Annotated in this window: 13 protein-coding genes; 6 read left to right on the plus strand and 7 right to left on the minus strand. The window is 44.8% G+C overall.

The genetic code is table 11. From position 1 onward, the window contains the following. Nucleotides 1-673: 673 nt before the first annotated feature. The 3 genes from N477_RS26185 to N477_RS26190 all read right to left on the minus strand — a co-directional run bounded on the left by N477_RS26185 (nt 674) and on the right by N477_RS26190 (nt 1,935). A complete protein-coding gene (locus N477_RS26185; protein ID WP_155731995.1) occupies nt 674-829 on the minus strand; it encodes a hypothetical protein in 156 nt (51 codons plus the stop codon). 134 nt (nt 830-963) lie between these two features. Next, entirely contained in the window at nt 964-1,617 is a 654-nt protein-coding gene (locus N477_RS21790; RefSeq protein WP_063361627.1) for an XRE family transcriptional regulator, read from the minus strand. Nucleotides 1,618-1,788: 171 nt separating this feature from the next. Beyond that, nucleotides 1,789-1,935: a hypothetical protein gene (locus N477_RS26190; protein ID WP_155731996.1), complete on the minus strand. Its 147-nt coding sequence runs from the start codon at nt 1,933-1,935 to the stop codon at nt 1,789-1,791. Between the two features lie 245 nt (nt 1,936-2,180). On the opposite strand from N477_RS26190, the gene N477_RS21795 reads away from it, so the two are divergent. From N477_RS21795 to N477_RS21805, 3 genes are all read left to right on the plus strand, one after another. Beyond that, nucleotides 2,181-3,122, plus strand: a complete 942-nt coding sequence (locus N477_RS21795) for a class I SAM-dependent methyltransferase (protein WP_063361626.1) — start codon at nt 2,181-2,183, stop codon at nt 3,120-3,122. A gap of 77 nt (nt 3,123-3,199) precedes the next feature. Next, the gene (locus N477_RS21800) at nt 3,200-3,997 is read left to right on the plus strand and encodes a substrate-binding periplasmic protein (RefSeq protein ID WP_081216425.1); all 798 of its coding nucleotides are present in this window, start codon (nt 3,200-3,202) and stop codon (nt 3,995-3,997) included. Nucleotides 3,998-4,291: 294 nt separating this feature from the next. Further along, nucleotides 4,292-5,911: a glycosyl hydrolase family 18 protein gene (locus N477_RS21805; protein ID WP_063361624.1), complete on the plus strand. Its 1,620-nt coding sequence runs from the start codon at nt 4,292-4,294 to the stop codon at nt 5,909-5,911. A gap of 76 nt (nt 5,912-5,987) precedes the next feature. On the opposite strand, the gene N477_RS21810 is transcribed toward N477_RS21805, so the two are convergent. Then, the gene (locus tag N477_RS21810; protein ID WP_231098090.1) at nt 5,988-7,304 is read right to left on the minus strand and encodes a trypsin-like serine protease; all 1,317 of its coding nucleotides are present in this window, start codon (nt 7,302-7,304) and stop codon (nt 5,988-5,990) included. 367 nt (nt 7,305-7,671) lie between these two features. On the opposite strand from N477_RS21810, the gene N477_RS21815 reads away from it, so the two are divergent. Further along, complete coding sequence (locus tag N477_RS21815) at nt 7,672-8,637, plus strand: GlxA family transcriptional regulator (RefSeq protein WP_063361623.1); 966 nt, start codon at nt 7,672-7,674, stop codon at nt 8,635-8,637. Further along, nucleotides 8,634-9,605, plus strand: coding sequence for a DJ-1/PfpI family protein (locus N477_RS21820; RefSeq protein ID WP_063361622.1), 972 nt, complete (start codon nt 8,634-8,636; stop codon nt 9,603-9,605). The genes N477_RS21815 and N477_RS21820 overlap by 4 nt, the downstream gene beginning before the upstream one ends. On the opposite strand, the gene N477_RS21825 is transcribed toward N477_RS21820, so the two are convergent. Next, nucleotides 9,602-11,971, minus strand: coding sequence for a family 20 glycosylhydrolase (locus N477_RS21825; RefSeq protein WP_063361621.1), 2,370 nt, complete (start codon nt 11,969-11,971; stop codon nt 9,602-9,604). The genes N477_RS21820 and N477_RS21825 overlap by 4 nt on opposite strands. A gap of 97 nt (nt 11,972-12,068) precedes the next feature. Next, nucleotides 12,069-12,875, minus strand: coding sequence for an AraC family transcriptional regulator (locus tag N477_RS21830; protein ID WP_063361620.1), 807 nt, complete (start codon nt 12,873-12,875; stop codon nt 12,069-12,071). A gap of 74 nt (nt 12,876-12,949) precedes the next feature. Here N477_RS21830 and N477_RS21835 point away from each other — a divergent pair, with 74 nt between their 5' ends. Next, on the plus strand, nt 12,950-14,140 hold the full coding sequence (locus tag N477_RS21835; RefSeq protein ID WP_063361619.1) for an MFS transporter: 1,191 nt from the start codon (nt 12,950-12,952) through the stop codon (nt 14,138-14,140). Nucleotides 14,141-14,212: 72 nt separating this feature from the next. Here the strand turns inward: N477_RS21835 and N477_RS21840 are convergent, their stop codons facing one another. Next, nucleotides 14,213-16,273: a glycoside hydrolase family 97 protein gene (locus tag N477_RS21840; RefSeq protein WP_063361618.1), complete on the minus strand. Its 2,061-nt coding sequence runs from the start codon at nt 16,271-16,273 to the stop codon at nt 14,213-14,215. Between the last annotated feature and the right edge of the window lie 92 nt (nt 16,274-16,365).

Consider the following 16,365-nt stretch of genomic DNA (forward strand, 5'->3'; position numbering starts at 1 on the left):
TACTGCGTAGCGCACCAAAAGTGCCAAATAAAAGAAAGCCCGATTCGAAAGAGTCGGGCTTTTTTGTGCTAAATCATCTCGAAAGTTGTAGAGCTCATGCACATTGATAAAGAGACGAATTAGCGCAAGGTGAAGGGAGCAACCTTCACCGCCGACAAGGCAAACTCAAGATTTCCTCAGCAACAGCTAAAATAGCTCATTTCACCTTGTACAAAAGAAGCGTGCTCACTGCGTTCGCTGTCGCTAACCTTTTGCACGATAAGCGCAAGGTGAAGGGAGCATCCTTCACCGCCGACAAGGCAAACTCAAGATTTCCTCAGCAACAGCTAAAACGGCTCATTTCACCTTGCGCGAAAATAGCGTACTCACTTCGTTCGCTGTCGCTAACCTTTTGTACGATAGCGCCGATGATAGTGTGGGGGGCGGCTAGCGGTGGCTTTCCCATGTGAAAGTAGGACATTGCCAGCAAAGGTTGCCCCGGGCAATTAAAGGTCAATAAACAACATTCATTCATGAATCTAATCGACATTAGTACATCCATGTACGTCAAACTCGTTGCAGAAATGCAGCGGGTTTTTTGCGTTTAAGTCCCTCAACAGCAGTTAAAACAGCTTATTTCACCTTGCGCAAATTGAACGTACTCGCTTCGCTCGTTGTCGTTACATTTTGCACGTTAATCACCTTGCACAAATTGAACGAACTCGCTCTGCTCGCTGTCGTTGCATTTTGCACGATATTTACCTTGCGCAAAAAGAGCGCTCTCACTTCGTTCGTTGTCGCTAACCTTTTGCACTTTACTTGCAGAAAAATAATTTAAGCGGTTTGTCATTATATTGTTGCATTACACCATTGAGCCTTCACGTTTTAATATGGTGTTTTTATCAGAGGTGGAAGGGAGATAAGAAAAGGTGGCCTGTTATACAGCCACCAAAACGCCTTGGATGTGAAAATACGCGGGAGCTGTTACAAACTACGTCCACACCAAACAATGCGTCCAGCTACGCCGTGATGCTCTGCATTTTGGGAGTTGATTTGCCAGCAGGGATAATCAGGGTTATCACTGATCACTGCAATATGATCTGATTTTTGTTGAAGTCTTTTAGCCATTAATCCATCTTGAGTTTGAATAATATAAACTCCCGCCTTGCTTGGTTGCTGTTGGCTTAAATCAACCAGTACCATATCACCATGCTCTAAAGTTGGTAGCATACTATCACCACGTACAGAAACAAAAGCCAAGCGGTCGCTATGAACTCCTAGCTGTGATTGCAACCAACGTTTATTCAACGCAAATTGCTCTGTGATGTCTTCTTGGCCATTAATGGCACCAAAGCCAGCACTGGCTTCTACGTCCAATTTAGGCACTACGAGTAGATCATCTTGACTATGTTGAGCTGGTGCATCAGCAGCTTGTACACCGGTAAGTAACCAATTTAAGTCCACAGAGAATAAACTGTATAGGTGTTCAAGGTATGCCATTGATGGGCGACCCAGCCCTTGGCAAATACGATAAATATGTGAGGGAGATTTACCAGTTAATTCGGCAAACTGACGTTTATTACCGCCAGAAAATTGCTCAACTAGGGTCACAAAACGGCGAGAAAATGCGGTACTCATGAACTTACTCTCAGTAGCAAAATAGTCAAAGAGTGAAGAGTACGCGTGCCACTTGTCGGTGTACAGTAAAATAATACGGGTAGCTAATATTTCAGCTTGTGATATGAAAAACCAAAAAAGTATATTAGTGCAGAAAAGGCGATATATAGTCGCCTTTTCTCTTATTCGTAATTATTCAAACTTATCTTGGCAAGGCTGAGAACCAGGGCAAGTCCAAGTGCCTAAATAACCACCCGCTATGTGTGGAGTTTGCTTTGCATCGATAGGACGCTGGATCGAAAGAGATTTGACAGATTTTTTTGATAGCTTTAAACGCATGATGAAATTCCTGTTTTTATTTTTGGTGCTCAATTTAGCTTTCAAAGTATTTTTACATATTATTCTGCTAAATGGAGGGGATTGTTATGTGCTTCAATGCACAAATAGTAACCTACATTACCTTTCTAATAATGTAAATAATTTTTAACCATGTCGTAACTATTTGGATGTTCTTTCAATTCTCATTGGCAATCGAGCTGAGTTGAGTACAATTACATTTTGTTTCTTATCTTATCGATGTCGCTATGCAATTTGATTTTTCCCCCATTCAGCAAGTTTTTTCACAACTAACAGAGCTCCCCAATGAGGCTGTACGCCTTTTTCACGGCAGAGGCCGCTGCTATCCATCGTTAGAACAGCTCTCTATTGATTTCTTGTCAGGTCAAATTATGTGCACTGTATTTAAGGAGCAGGGTGATGCTTGGATGGAAGGTCTTCGTGACTGCTTAAACACTTTGATCCATAGTGATGTTGCTCAAAAGCAACTTACATGTGTCTTCATCCAGCATAGGTACCGTGTAGATAACGCTGTAGAGATATTATTTGGTCGCCTTGATGAGCAAGTGGTAGTCACAGAAAACGGCTTAAAGTTTGAGTTATCACTTGGTAAAAAACAAAATACGGGATTGTTTTTTGATATGCGTAATGGCCGCGATTGGGTGAAGAAGCAAAGCGAAAACAAAAAAGTGCTTAATTTATTTGCCTACACTTGTGGCTTTTCAGTGGCAGCAGTGGCTGGCGGGGCCAAGCAGGTGGTTAACTTGGATATGGCAAAAGCGGCGCTGAATCAAGGCAGGCGTAATCATCAACTCAATGATCATGCATTAGACAATGTTTCTTTCTTAGGACATGACTTATTTAAATCTTGGGGTAAATTGCGCAAGTTTGGTCCGTATGATCTGGTGATCATTGACCCTCCGACATTTCAAAAGGGCAGTTTTGCACTGACGAAAGATTATCAGCGCATATTACGTAAACTTCCCGAGTTACTTTACCCTGGTGCAACAGTGCTTGCTTGTGTGAATGATCCTACAGTGCAAAGCCAGTTCTTAATTGATGAAATGCACAGGGAAGCGCCTTCGATGACGTTTATAGAGCGTCTTGAGAATCCGCCGGTATTTGAAGATATTGACCCGCAAGGCGGATTAAAGTGTTTAGTTTTTAGTAATGAACACGCTGTTTTATAGTAGCGTATTGATTAATCGAGAAAGACCTATTTTAGCAGCTACACTTAAGTAATGATTGTGTAATTAGTTAGGCGTCTGTGCGAATCTATTGCTTGATAAGTCTTGTTGCGCTGATAGCCAGTTGGCATGTATCGGCGGCTCAGCGCTCAGTGGATAAAATCAATTCAGTATGTGAAACCAACGCTAAAGTGGGAGTGGTTGCTGGCTGGCCTCCATTGACCAGCGTCACCGAAGAAGGCGTGGCGCAAGGTCTAGATATAGATATCGCTAAATTAGTATTCGAACGTGCAGGTATGTGTGTTGAGTTCGTTCGTTTGCCATCAGCTGCTCGCAGTTTTGCACAGTTAACAAAGGGCGTTGTCGATGTTGTGTTGATGGTCAGTTATACCTTTAAGCGTAAACAGTGGGGATACTTTACTCAGCCCTATCGCACAGAAAGAATGCGGCTATTTTCCCTAAAGCCGCCTGAGTCAGTATATTCTTTAATGGCTTTGCTCAGTTCAGAGGCAACAATTGGTCTGAGCATTGGCTCTTATTATGGGGAAGAGATTAAGTCTCTTGCCAATCAAGAACGATTTGGCAATCAATTCATTGGTATTTCAACCATTCAACGGCGCATTGAGTTGTTGGCTAAGCAGCGTGTTGATTTTATTATTGAAGATGAAATCGTTGGTAACTATCTTAGTCAAAAATGGAGTGATAAACCGATCTATATTTGGGACTATTCAGTCCATGATAATGAAGTGCACTTTTTATTGCGTAAAGATAAGTTCTCATCTTCACAACGCGTTCGTATTGATCAAGCGATTGATGAATTACATCTGCAAATATCACAATTGGTATCCCGTTACCGCCAACTCGGGCAAGCTAAATAATGTTATCCATAGTGCCACGCTTTCTGTGTACTTACGTAAATTGCACCGCAGCTTCTGGAAAGGCAATACACTTCCCTGCTCTATGCTTGTTATATTATTCTTAATTCCTTTCATACCGTCTCTACTTCATAGCTTAGACCCGTGAAACATTACAATCTTTCAAGTTGTGAGTTGCAATCGGGTGTGGGTGATTTTTGTACAGTTTGTTACTCTGAAAGCGGGCGGGTTTAATATTGGATAACAGCCAGCCAGAGCTCGCCATCAAACGCTGGCTAACAACATGGAAATAAAGGTATGAAAACACTCAATTTAGCAGTCATGGCCGCATTAGGCCTCATCTGTGTGCCAACGATGGCACTGGACTGCAGTCAATTAAGCAAGTGGCAGTCAACAAAAGTGTATACAGGCGGTATGGAGGTACAGCATTTAGCTGCCAAATATACCGCAAAGTGGTGGACACAAAATCAAGACCCTGCGATGTATTCTGAGCCACAAAACGTATGGCGCAAGGAAGGGATCTGCGACCCTATTGGTGCGCCATTGCCTATTGTGAAGCTTGATGCACCATTGGATCAAAGCCGCCATATAATTGCTTCTCCAGTTGTCATTAACGCGACAGCGAGTCACCCAATGAATGTGCCAATCAAACATGTGGACTTCAAAGTCGATGATGTGGTCATTGCGACGGACAACACAGCACCTTATGAAGCAACATGGACAGCGACAGGCTTGGGCGAGCATGTGATCCAAGCTGAAGTTGTTGATGATGAAAATGGGCGGGCAAGCTCAGGCAAGCGTATTATTACGGTTGTCGCGGACGATGTTATTGTGCCTCCCAGTGGTTTTAAGATTGTAGGTTACTTTCCTAGCTGGCAAGGCCTAGTTGCCGATATTCAATTTGATAAGCTGACGCATATTAATTACTCCTTCTTACTGCCCAATGCTGATGGCTCATTACAACCACTTGAAAATCTTGCGAAGATGAAACAGCTAGTGAGTGCTGCGCAATCATCTGGCGTAAAAGTAGGGATTGCGGTAGGCGGTTGGAACGGCGGGGATGACAGTGCGTTTGAGACTTTTGCCAGCAGTGCACAAGGCCGTGCTACATTTATTCGCAATCTAATGGCTTTTGTTGAATTGCATCAGTTAGATGGCGTTGATATGGATTGGGAATATCCAGACCCTGGTAGCTCAGCCAATAATTATGCGCTGTTGATGAAAGAACTCAGTGTTGAGCTCAAAGCAAAAGGGAAGTTTTTAACCGCTGCAGTCGTTGCTTTAGGCTACACTGGGGGTGGTGTTTTGGAGTCGGTATTCCAAGATGTTGATTTCTTGAACTTGATGGCTTACGACGCAAATAATGCGGATCATGCGAGCTTTCAGTATGCATTGGACTCGATAGCATATTGGCAAGGCCGCGGGTTAAGTAAAGAGAAAACCGTTTTGGGTGTGCCTTTTTATTCTCGCCCGACATGGCAAGCTTACCGTACGCTTGTAGCACAAGATGCTGCCAATGCTTGTCGTGATACTGATGGCACCTCATATTACAATGGCATTCCAACAATACGTGCAAAAACTCAGTTAGCGCTTGATAGCGCAGGTGGCATCATGAATTGGGAGCTATCCCATGATACAAATGGGCCTGATTCTTTATTGACCGCTAAGTGGGAGGTTGCACAGGGCATTGCGCCAAGCTATCAGTGCGATGGCAGTGGTGGGCCGGATAAGCCAACACAGTGCGTGGATATTCAAGTCGATCCAAATCAATACGTCGCACACCCTGATTTTCCGAATGGCGATCATGCAGCAGCTGGGCAGCGTATTCGTCATCAAAGCAGCGTGTATGAAGCGAATTGGTGGACGCGCTCAGTACCTGGAAGTGACGGTAGTTGGCAGTTTATCTGTCAGTATTGATGGCAACCTGAGCAGGTAATATGAAAAAAGCCGTGCACCCAGATGCACGGCTTTGATTGTCATGATAAATTTTTGCTTATTTAGTGCAAGTTGGATCCTTGCCGATGAGTTTCCAAGCGCCATAAAGGCCTGATTCACCTGGGATATCGCCACGAGTCCAATATCTTGCTTCATATTCTGAACCACGGTAGGTGACGCGATCTGGCCTGACATAAACGGCATTTGCATCCCATGTGCCATTGCACACGTTGGAACCATCTGTTGCCGTAGCGAAAACACGCGCGACATATGTGGTTGTGCTACCGTCTACTTTAAAAGTTAACGTGGTTTGTGCAAGGCCTGGTGTTGCAGCGCTAAATTCAACGCTTACCTTACAATTTTGGTTTTGGGTGAGTGTACTTGCTGAACACGTATCTACTGTAGTCACCAAGTTGCTCGTGACACCTAATGCAGCAACATTTAGCTGGTTGAAGGTAAATGTCGGGCTACCAGTATTGGTGATGGTAAAGGTATGCCTTACCGTATCACCAACAACAAAATCAGCCAGTGTCGTTTGCTCTTGATAGCCAACCTGCACCGGAACCGTCCCATTTTTGATTGACTCTATCCATTGGTCGTATACTGCAACATCCGCATACACACCATAGTTTTCTGGACGAGCACATCCTACACCCCAGCTTACTATGCCTAGTTGAACTGTTTGACCACCAGATTGAATTACAATTGGTCCGCCGCTGTCGCCGTTACATGAGTCTTTTTGACCCTGTGGGTAGCCTGCGCAGAATTCAGTGGCGCCAACGTTACTGTAATGACCGCCAGTTTGACGACATATCGCGTCAGAAACCAATGGAACATCTACTTCATATAAATTAGTTGGACGTGTACCGCCTTCTTGCAAGCGACCAAGTCCGGCTACAGTAAGTAAATCACCTTCACGTGCGTAATAATCTATAGAAGATTGTGCAAGTGTGACACTCGCGCCCTGTGTTGGCACTCGAGTTAGCTTTAATACAGCAATATCGTTGTGTAGTGTTGAATTATTATAGTTAGGGTGCATATGCACTTGCTCAACTGCAATGCGATCACCGTCATTGCCGCCAAGGATAAAGCCGGCGACCTTAACATTTAGTTCGCTCGCCGTTCTGTTACGCACACAGTGCGCAGCCGTTAGTACATAACCGTCACCGATGTAACTACCACCACAAAAAGCCGTGGTACCATTTGATCTGAGTATTTGTGTGTAAAACGGCCACTCAGTGGTATCCGCTGGGATACCGCCAACAATGTTGGGCTGAATATCATCGAGTGCTAGTGCGGGTAAACTGGCCACAATACCTGTGGCCAGCAGTGTGTGTCGCATTACACCTTTGATGAAGTGTGTTGTTCCTTTCATGTTGTACCTATGTTGTTCACTTGTTAGACAAATTTAAGATACAACTAAATGTTGCGATATGTATAAAAAATGTGATTGAAATGATTTCAATGGGTAACGTGTTATTTTTTATAAGTGCATGTCTTTAAAGTGATAAATTTCTATCTTTGATGAAATGTTTATATTTAATGTAAATATTAGTTTACTTTTTAAACATACCTTAATTTGCAAAGTGATGACCAGAGTGCAGAGTCAGTAAGTATGAACATGAAGGCAACTTGCCTGATGTTACCTTTTATCGCTTCCTCCAAGTATGTCCTTTTTAGATAAGTTATAGTCATAAAAGACTTTTTGCAATGCGATATGCTTATTTCTTAGGAGGTGCCTGATGTCTCAAGTTGTTGGCTTTTTTATTTACGATGAATTTCAAACTGTTGATTTAGCGGGTCCACTAGATGCTTTTTCGACCGTGAATGATCTACTGTCAAAAGAAGTCTATAAGTTGGTCACGCTCGCGAATGACATTAGGCCAATTCGTGCTGAAAGTGGTTTGAAGACGTTGGCCGATGACACGATCACAAATTGCCAGATGCTTGATGTGTTGGTGATCATTGGCGGACGAGGATGCCAAAATGTTATCAAAGATCAAACCGTGATGGCACAGTTACGTAGGCTGGCACAAAGCGCTCAGCGTATTGTGAGCATCTGTACAGGCGCATTTATTGTTGCAGCGCTGTGGCCCCAGCGTGCACTCACGTTGGCAACCCATTGGGATTTTTCGCAGCGGCTCGCGGCGCAATTTCCATGTGTGCAAGTGGTGTCCGATAAGCTCTTTGTTCAAAGTGATGAGGTGTATTCTTCGGGCGGGCTTACAGCGGGTATTGATCTTGCTTTGAGCCTGATTGCAAAGGATCATGGCGCAGCGATGGCGCAACGCGTTGCACAATATATGGTGATGTATGTGAGGCGCAGCGGCGATCAACGTCAGTATTCTAGTTTATTGAATGCGCAACAGACCTTGTCACAGCGCTTTCAAAGTGCCATCGAGTTTGTGCAAGATAATATCGATAAGCCGTTATCTGTTGAGATATTGGCTGAGCAAGTTGCGTTGAGCCCACGACATTTCCAGCGGGTTTTTACAGAGAAAATGGGGATATCCCCAATGCGTTTTGTACAAAATTTAAGGTTGGAAAAAGCCAAGGGGTTATTGTGCACATCTGAACACTCGATAGCCCACATTAGCGTGTTGACAGGATTTGGTTCACCTCCGTTATTAACTCGAAAATTCACCCAAGCGTATGGCGTAACGCCGACCCAATATCGCGAAAATTTTACTGCAGAGGTTAACGAATGAAAAAAATAATCCTAGCATGGTTAATGTGTTTGTATTGTATAAAAGGGTCTGCCCACTCGACTGATGAAAATGCATTTCATGTCGGTGTCTTGTTATTTGAAGGTGCACAGGCCATTGATTTTGTGGGGCCCATAGAGGTGTTCGGTCAAGCAGGGTTTAGACTGACGACAGTAAGTAAGACGGGTAATGAAATCACCACAGCAATGGGGTTAAAGGTGACACCCGCGCAAAGTTTTGCAAACAACACAATGTTTGACGCGGTGCTTATTCCTGGCGGTAATATCAATGGTGCTTTGATCAATGATGAACAAGTACAAAATTGGATTAAGGCACAAAGCCGCGAGGCAGATTATGTGATGTCTGTGTGCAATGGCGCGTTCATTTTGGCCAATACAGGATTGCTGAATGGTCTTTATGCGACGACCATTGAAAAAGCGTTCGACAGTTTTGCACAGCAGTACCCTTTGGTAAAGTTGGCAACAGATCAAAAACTCACTGATAACGGTAAACTACTCACTACGGCGGGGTTATCTTCTGGTATTGATGGAGCACTATCCTTGGTAGCAAAAGTGAATGGCATGCGTTCTGCGCGTACTGTGGCGGCAAAAATTGAGTATGATTGGACGCCAAATGGGGGTTACATTCGCGGAAAAATGGCGGACCGCATACTGCCTGAGTTTAATGACCTACCAGAAAGTATCACTTTGGCGTCTCGTACTTTCCATTATGGCGATGAGCAAAATTGGTATAAAGGTTACACATTTGATTTAAAAAATACTCAATCTTCAGCGTTGTTCTCATGGCTCAACCAGCAAATGACTAATGCAGGATGGCAAGCGGCCAGCACAGAAGATACTCGCGCTTGGTCAAAGCAAGTAGGTGAAGCACAGTGGCTACTGCATATGAGCATAAAACATCAAACAGGGTCACTGTACACGGCACAATTGACGCTCAATCGCCAAATTTAGTTTATCGAAGGCGTCGCGCCTTGTTGCATAAAGCAGCTATCTAATATGGATTCGGTTAAATGATTCACCGCTAAAATGAGCTCGCCGTAACGGTGAGTGTGTTGCCAAATCTCAGCACGCAGTGCATTGATATCAGCACTGCGTGATTGGTTTTGGCAGTACGTTAACACTTGCAGGCCAAGTTGAATGCTTTTTTGGTGTTGTGCCAGCATAGGCTGCAGTGCTGCCAAAGTACTTGATTGCGCAAATGTGGTCTTGAGTTTGGGGATATCAGCTAACCAACTTTGATACGCATTTTGCAGTGTTAAATAACGCGTTGGCGTGTCGTTTGTTTGCAAGTGCAGGTGCCACTGACGCAAATACAGGCTCTCTGCGGGGAGAAAATCAACTAAGGCAGCTAAGGGGGCGAGCTGGTGGTAGAGGTTTTGCTGATATTTGACATGATGGCGGGTGTAATACTGAGCTTGCTCGACCAGTTGGCTAAAGCGTTTGAGTGCGTCAACATCTCCTTGAACACTCAGTGCTGCAAGTCCCTGCTGGTGTTGAGCTTGATGTTTGAGGCCAATACGTTGAACAGCAAACTGGTCCAGTGTTTTTAAGCGCTGATACATCTGTTGCTCATCTTGTAAGCTTTGGGGTGACCAGAGTCGTTCAGCGATTGCATAGAGTCTTGGCCAAATTCTGAGATCAAGATTATAGGGCATAACCAACTCAGTCCATATGGTTGCCTCACCACCGAGTATGCGCTTGGCCGCCTCTGCATTAGACATGGTTGCAAATTGTGTAGGGTTTAGCTTAGGCACGTCAGATAGTGCGCTGATATCATGCTCATAGGGAGTATTTCCTATCAATATTTGGCTTTGTTCAGGTTGGTTTTTGACAAAACTAAAGCGCACAGGGCCCATCCAAGTATCAATGTCAAAACGAGTGACATTGGCGAGTGTTTCCAGTTGCTCTATTGCAATTAATTGACGGCCGTTGATGGCCACATAGCCAATTTGGTTGTTATTGTTATTCGCCGCTAACGCAAAGTGACCAGTGACTGGCGAGCCCTTGAGCCGAGAGATGGTAAATTGCCATGCCTGCCATTGTGCATCGTGATCGATGGCATCTTGTGTGATGGGTTTTTGTGGCATCGGATCATTGCGGTAGTGATAGCTGGTGTACTGAGGTTGGTCGATGTAAAAACCCGCAGACAGGACGCCCTTATGTCCTGCATTGGTTAATTGGGTTAGGGAGTCAAACCCGCGCCAAGATTGGATAACCACGGCATTGTTAAGCGCTGGTTGAAAGATCTCATCCCAGCCCATCAGCACTTTGTTGTGGGCGCTCAGTAGTGATTGCACTTTGAGGTTGAAGTGGTTGTGTAATGCAACGGCTGAATTGAGTCCCTGTGCTTGCATATACGCCAAAACCGCTTCGCTTTCTAGCCAATGATCAGGTTTCACTTCATCACCCCCGATATGTACGTAGGGATCAGGAAAAATAGCAGCAAGTTCCTCGATGATATGTTTAATGAATACGTTCGTATTGGGGTTACTGGGATCGAGTAAGGGTTTAAAAACCCCCCAACCGCGCTCCATAGTATAGGGACCTGGCTTGGCCATGAATTCTGGGTAAGCCACAGCCAATGCAGAGGCGTGTCCGGGTAAATCAATCTCAGGAATTACACGGACCCCACGGACGCTGGCATAGGCAACTATCTCAGCCATTTCAGCTTGGGTGTAGTACTGATCATCGGAGGCGAGTTGTTGTAGTTTTGGGTAATTAACACTGGCAAATCGCCAGCCTTGATCATCGGTGAGGTGCCAATGCAAAACGTTGAGTTTGGCAGATACCATGCCGTCAATCTGGCGCTTAATATCATCGAGCGGGATAAAATGTCGAGCACTGTCGATCATTAATCCTCGCCATGCAAATCGAGGCGTGTCATCAATGATCATCGCGGGGATCTGACTTGGAAACTGATAGGCTAATTGCCTGAGTGTTTGCAACGCATAGTTGATCCCCCAATATTGAGAAGCATGGATCTTGATGCCTTTGGGGGTGACGGCTAATTGATAACTTTCGTTTTGATTTATACTCGGGTGCAGTGCTGAAGTGCCCGTGATTTCAAAAATGATATCAGCTCGGCCCATCTTTTGCGTGAAGCGTATGTTACTGAAGGTATCTCTGAGTTGTCGCTTCAGATATTGGCTGCGTTGTTTTGATAAGTTTGGCAGGTATACACGCAATGGCATGCTGGCGTTAAATGTTCCTTCTTCTAATGTGATACTGTGCGGGTAGGGCATCAGATGCAAATTAGACTTGGCTGCCCAAGCAGGTAAGTGAAAAAAGCCAATGATGAGCAGTACAAAACGCAGCATATCTATTCCTTGCTTGGTTATCAGAACACCAGTGTGGTGGTTTTTTATCCATTTAAGTTACCAAAATCTGACAGAAAAGCACACTGTACTTTGGTGACTAGGCCTTTATGTATTGTTTGGGTGGCACACCCAGTACTTTTTTAAATGCGGTATTAAATGCGCTGCTAGACTCAAACCCTAACTGCTGAGCAATGGCTTGTTGAGATTGTCCAGCGTTGAGCATTTCTACTGCGCGCAGTGCCCTGAGTTTTTGCTTCCATTGGCTAAATCCCATATCAAAGCTTTTGTGAAATAAGCGATTTAATGTGCGACTTGATGCGCCGACAGTTTGCCCCCATTGCTCCAACGTGAGTGGACTGCCTGGATTGGCGTAGAGCTCAGATACAATTGGGTGTAAGCGTGAGTCTTGAGCTCTGGGAATAAAAAAGTCGCTGGTGGGGGCCTGCTCTAGGCGATCGATAAAGACTTCGACAAAGCGCAGGGTTTTATCATCTAAAGTGTAATCATCAGACCAAGTACAGATCTCCAAAATCATGGCTTTTAATAACGGGTCGACAACCAAAGATTTAGCCTGACTACCCAGTACGCATTGATACTTTTGATCTATGTACACACTGCGAAAATGTCCGCCATAACGACAATAGGTTTCGTGTGCGACATTTGGTGGGATCCACAGTGCTTGCTGGGGTGGGATCACAAAGCTGCCTTGCGGTGTGAAAATGGTCATGACGCCGTCACTGATATAAGTGAGCTGCCCCCAATTATGGCTATGCTCTTCAACATGTTCCCACTCCGGCATGGTCGTGGCACGGGGAAATACCGGTCTGCCTAGCTGTGTGCGTTTAAAGCGAGACTGTACTTTTAGCCATGGCTGATTTGTCTGTTTTGATAAATTCTCTGTCATATTTTTGGATTTTGGCCAGCATTAATTGAGCATATACTAGACAGGCGTTTCACTCAATGTGCTTAGGATAGTAAATGGAAAAACAAGTATTTGGGCGGTTTACCCCCTCACCAATGAGCTTTTTAGTGTTAGCTAGCATTGTTATGGCAATGGCATTTGCTGGTTGGACTGCCATGTTAAATAACTTTGCGGTGGAGGCGGCAGACTTCACTGGCGCAAACATGGGTATGTTGCAATCTTTACGAGAAATTCCCGGCTTTCTTGCCTTTACCGCGGTGTTTATCTTGTTGGTGTTAAAAGAGCAAACTTTTGCTTTGGTAAGCCTGTGTGTGTTGTCTATTGGGGTGGCTATCACCGGATTATTTCCGACTATCTATGGCTTATATGCCACCACAGTGCTGATGTCGATTGGCTTTCATTATTTCGAAACACTCAATCAATCATTGAGCTTGCAATGGTTTAAAAAAGACGAAGCTGCTGAGAAGTTAGGTAAGCTCTTATCTATTAAATCAATGGCTGCGCTGGGAACATTTGCGGTGATCTGGGTTGGATTTACTTGGTTGCAAAGTGACTATGTGTGGATGTACTTGTTAATTGGTGGGGCAGGCCTTGCCGTGACGATATTTATGGCGATGACGCATCGACAGTTTGTGGCTGCGTCACCACAGAATAAAAAGCTTATATTGCGCAAAGAATACAGCTTGTATTACTTGCTGGTATTCTTTTCCGGTGCACGTCGACAAATTTTTATGGTGTTTGCAGGCTTTTTGATGGTTGAGAAGTTTGGCTATGACGTCGCAGAAATTACCGCCTTGTATATGCTTAACCACGTCATTAATATCTTTTTGGCGCCAAAGATAGGCAGTTGGATAGGGCGCATTGGCGAGCAAAAAGCGCTGACGGTTGAGTACACAGGCTTGACCCTGGTATTTGTCGGATATGCGCTGGTGGAGTCGGCACAGTTAGCGGCAGTGCTATATGTGGTAGACCATATTTTCTTTGCGATGGCCATTGCATTAAAAACGTATTTTCAAAAGATTGCGCGACCTGAAGACATTGCCGCAACGGCAGGGGTGAGCTTTACCATCAACCATATTGCCGCTGTAGTGATCCCTGCTAGCTTTGGTGTGGTGTGGCTATACGACCAATCATTGGTGTTTTACTTCGGTGCTGCACTGGCTGCATGTTCTTTGTTCTTAAGTCAGTTTATCACTCCGCACTTACGTAAATTAAATGCCGCTGAAGCAGCTTCAAACAGTGCATGATTTAGGTTGTACAGTGAGTTTTGGTGTGAGTTGAAATAAAAAAAGAGCAGGAAAACCTGCTCTTTTTGCGCTTTAAAGGGCTTTAAAGCGAATAGCTGTGCCGCCACTGGTGGCCAGTTGCAGTGTTAAATTGTCTTTGGCGGTGACGATTTGCTTTTTGATGTCCAGTGCGTATGGGTTATCTTGCCAATTGGCACCTTTGCCATCTTGATAAATGTGCGCTTCGTAGCGAGTATCTGCTGCTAAAAAGTCGAGCTTCACATCAATTTTTCGCGCATGTTCATCTGTAATTGCGCCCAAATACCAATCTTTACCTGTGTACTTGCCGCGAGCACGTTCTTGGCGAGCAAATACCACGTAGTCTCCCACTTCACCAGCCAATGCGATACTCTGTTCCCAGTCCGTCGGTACATCTTTGATAAATTGAAATGCATCCGGTTTTGCGAGGTAATTTTCTGGTAAATCAGCTGCCATTTGTACAGGGCTATATAACACCACGTATTGAGCAAGTTGTTTTGCGAGTGTGGTTTGTGGGCGGTTTGTTTTATCACCTAGGCCGTTAAAGCCCATGTCAAAAATACCTGGTGTAAAGTCCATTGGGCCCGATAGCATGCGTGTGAATGCCAGCATGGGAATGTGCTCTGGTGGGTTAGGTGGCGTACCCCATGCATTAAATTCTTGGCCGCGCGCGCCTTCGCGGGTCATCCAGTTTGGATAAGTACGGCGCAATCCTGTGTCCTTGATGGGCTCATGGGTGTTAATGCTGAGCTTGTATTTTGCAGCAAGCTTAATGTTGTCTAGGTATTCATTGACCATAAATTGACCATCATGCCATTCAAACCGAGCATGTCCGCGCTCATCGATGCGTTTGATATTACCGCCATCCGCGACGTACCCCGTTTTAATTTGGCTGACATTATTTGTTGTGTATAACTTAAATGCTGCATCCATTTGGTTGCGGTAGTTACTGACGTTGCCAGAAGTTTCGTGGTGACCAATGAGTTTTGCACCAACTTTATCTGCATGGGCCTTGATGGCCTTAAAGTCAAAGTCAGGATACGGCTGGGTAAAGCTAAATACATCGCCATTATAGAACCAGTCTCCGTCCCATCCGGTGTTCCAACCTTCAACCAATACGCCATCAAAGCCATGCTCTGCGGCAAAGCTTAAATATTCCTTGGTGCGCTCTGTAGTGGCGCCATGTTTGTCGCCGCTGCCCCAAGTGTGCTTGCCGATATGCATGCCCCACCAAATCCCGGTATATTTACCTGGCTCAACCCAAGACACATCACCGAGTTTGTTGGGTTCATTTAGGTTTAATATCAGGTGTGAGTTTAATAGGTCTTTGGCTTGCTCACCAATTTGAATGGTGCGCCATGGGGAATTAAAGCGGCCGTTAGTTTTCACCGCGATGCCATCAGACCATGGTGTTAAATCGCTAATGAAGGTACCCGGCCTGCGCTGATTCAGTGTCATACCGGCATAATCTACCAGTGCGGCTTCATGAATACTTAAGTGGACGCCGTGTTTGTTTTTAAACGTAAAAGGCGTGTGCACATGGGCAGCATCATGCAGTGGCGTGGTATTGTAAGTGTATTCATAGCGGTTCCAGCCTCGCGCTGGGATCCACCATGCAGTGCTGTCGCCACTATCCGCAATGCTGAATTCAGTCAGCTCGCGGGTAATATATCTGGCTTCATCTTGATTGACTTCATAACGAAATCCAAGGCCGTTATCAAAAACACGAATACGCACTCGATATTGCACCGCTTTGCTGTCTTTATCGGCAAAAGTAACCAATAGCTCATTGTGGTGATCGACAATGTTTCTCGCCTCACCCCAAGGTTGCTGCCAAGTTTCATGATGCGATTTACGCTCAGCACTGCTGATATACAAGTTATTTCGCATTGATGGCGCTCTGGCAAAGTCAAACCCCAATGTAGAAGGATTGATCACTGTTTGACCTTTAAAGGCAACTTGATATCTTGGCTGAGTGTGGTCATCACTGATAGTGAAGGTAAGCTGCTGGTCAGGGGATGAGACGTTAAAGTTGGCAGCATATACAGTCGGTGAGAGTGTGAATAAGCTGACCGTCAGGCCAACTGCTGAGCAAAATGAACTTGAATAGCGCATGTTTTTTTCCATATGGCAACGAGTTACTGTTAGCTTACGGGCTTAGTTTCAGGCCCTAAATGGTTTGCATACGTATTCAAAATTAAAATGCG

It is taken from the genome of Pseudoalteromonas luteoviolacea H33-S (genome assembly GCF_001625695.1).
GTDB classification, from domain to species: domain Bacteria; phylum Pseudomonadota; class Gammaproteobacteria; order Enterobacterales; family Alteromonadaceae; genus Pseudoalteromonas; species Pseudoalteromonas luteoviolacea_B.

Bases quoted from the DNA above. Each gene is read 5' to 3' on its own strand.
- N477_RS26185 (WP_155731995.1), bottom strand. From the start codon at position 829: ATGACAAACCGCTTAAATTATTTTTCTGCAAGTAAAGTGCAAAAGGTT.
- N477_RS21790 (WP_063361627.1), bottom strand. From the start codon at position 1,617: ATGAGTACCGCATTTTCTCGCCGTTTTGTGACCCTAGTTGAGCAATTT.
- N477_RS26190 (WP_155731996.1), bottom strand. From the start codon at position 1,935: ATGCGTTTAAAGCTATCAAAAAAATCTGTCAAATCTCTTTCGATCCAG.
- N477_RS21795 (WP_063361626.1), top strand. From the start codon at position 2,181: ATGCAATTTGATTTTTCCCCCATTCAGCAAGTTTTTTCACAACTAACA.
- N477_RS21805 (WP_063361624.1), top strand. From the start codon at position 4,292: ATGAAAACACTCAATTTAGCAGTCATGGCCGCATTAGGCCTCATCTGT.
- N477_RS21810 (WP_231098090.1), bottom strand. From the start codon at position 7,304: ATGAAAGGAACAACACACTTCATCAAAGGTGTAATGCGACACACACTG.
- N477_RS21815 (WP_063361623.1), top strand. From the start codon at position 7,672: ATGTCTCAAGTTGTTGGCTTTTTTATTTACGATGAATTTCAAACTGTT.
- N477_RS21820 (WP_063361622.1), top strand. From the start codon at position 8,634: ATGAAAAAAATAATCCTAGCATGGTTAATGTGTTTGTATTGTATAAAA.
- N477_RS21825 (WP_063361621.1), bottom strand. From the start codon at position 11,971: ATGCTGCGTTTTGTACTGCTCATCATTGGCTTTTTTCACTTACCTGCT.
- N477_RS21830 (WP_063361620.1), bottom strand. From the start codon at position 12,875: ATGACAGAGAATTTATCAAAACAGACAAATCAGCCATGGCTAAAAGTA.
- N477_RS21835 (WP_063361619.1), top strand. From the start codon at position 12,950: ATGGAAAAACAAGTATTTGGGCGGTTTACCCCCTCACCAATGAGCTTT.
- N477_RS21840 (WP_063361618.1), bottom strand. From the start codon at position 16,273: ATGCGCTATTCAAGTTCATTTTGCTCAGCAGTTGGCCTGACGGTCAGC.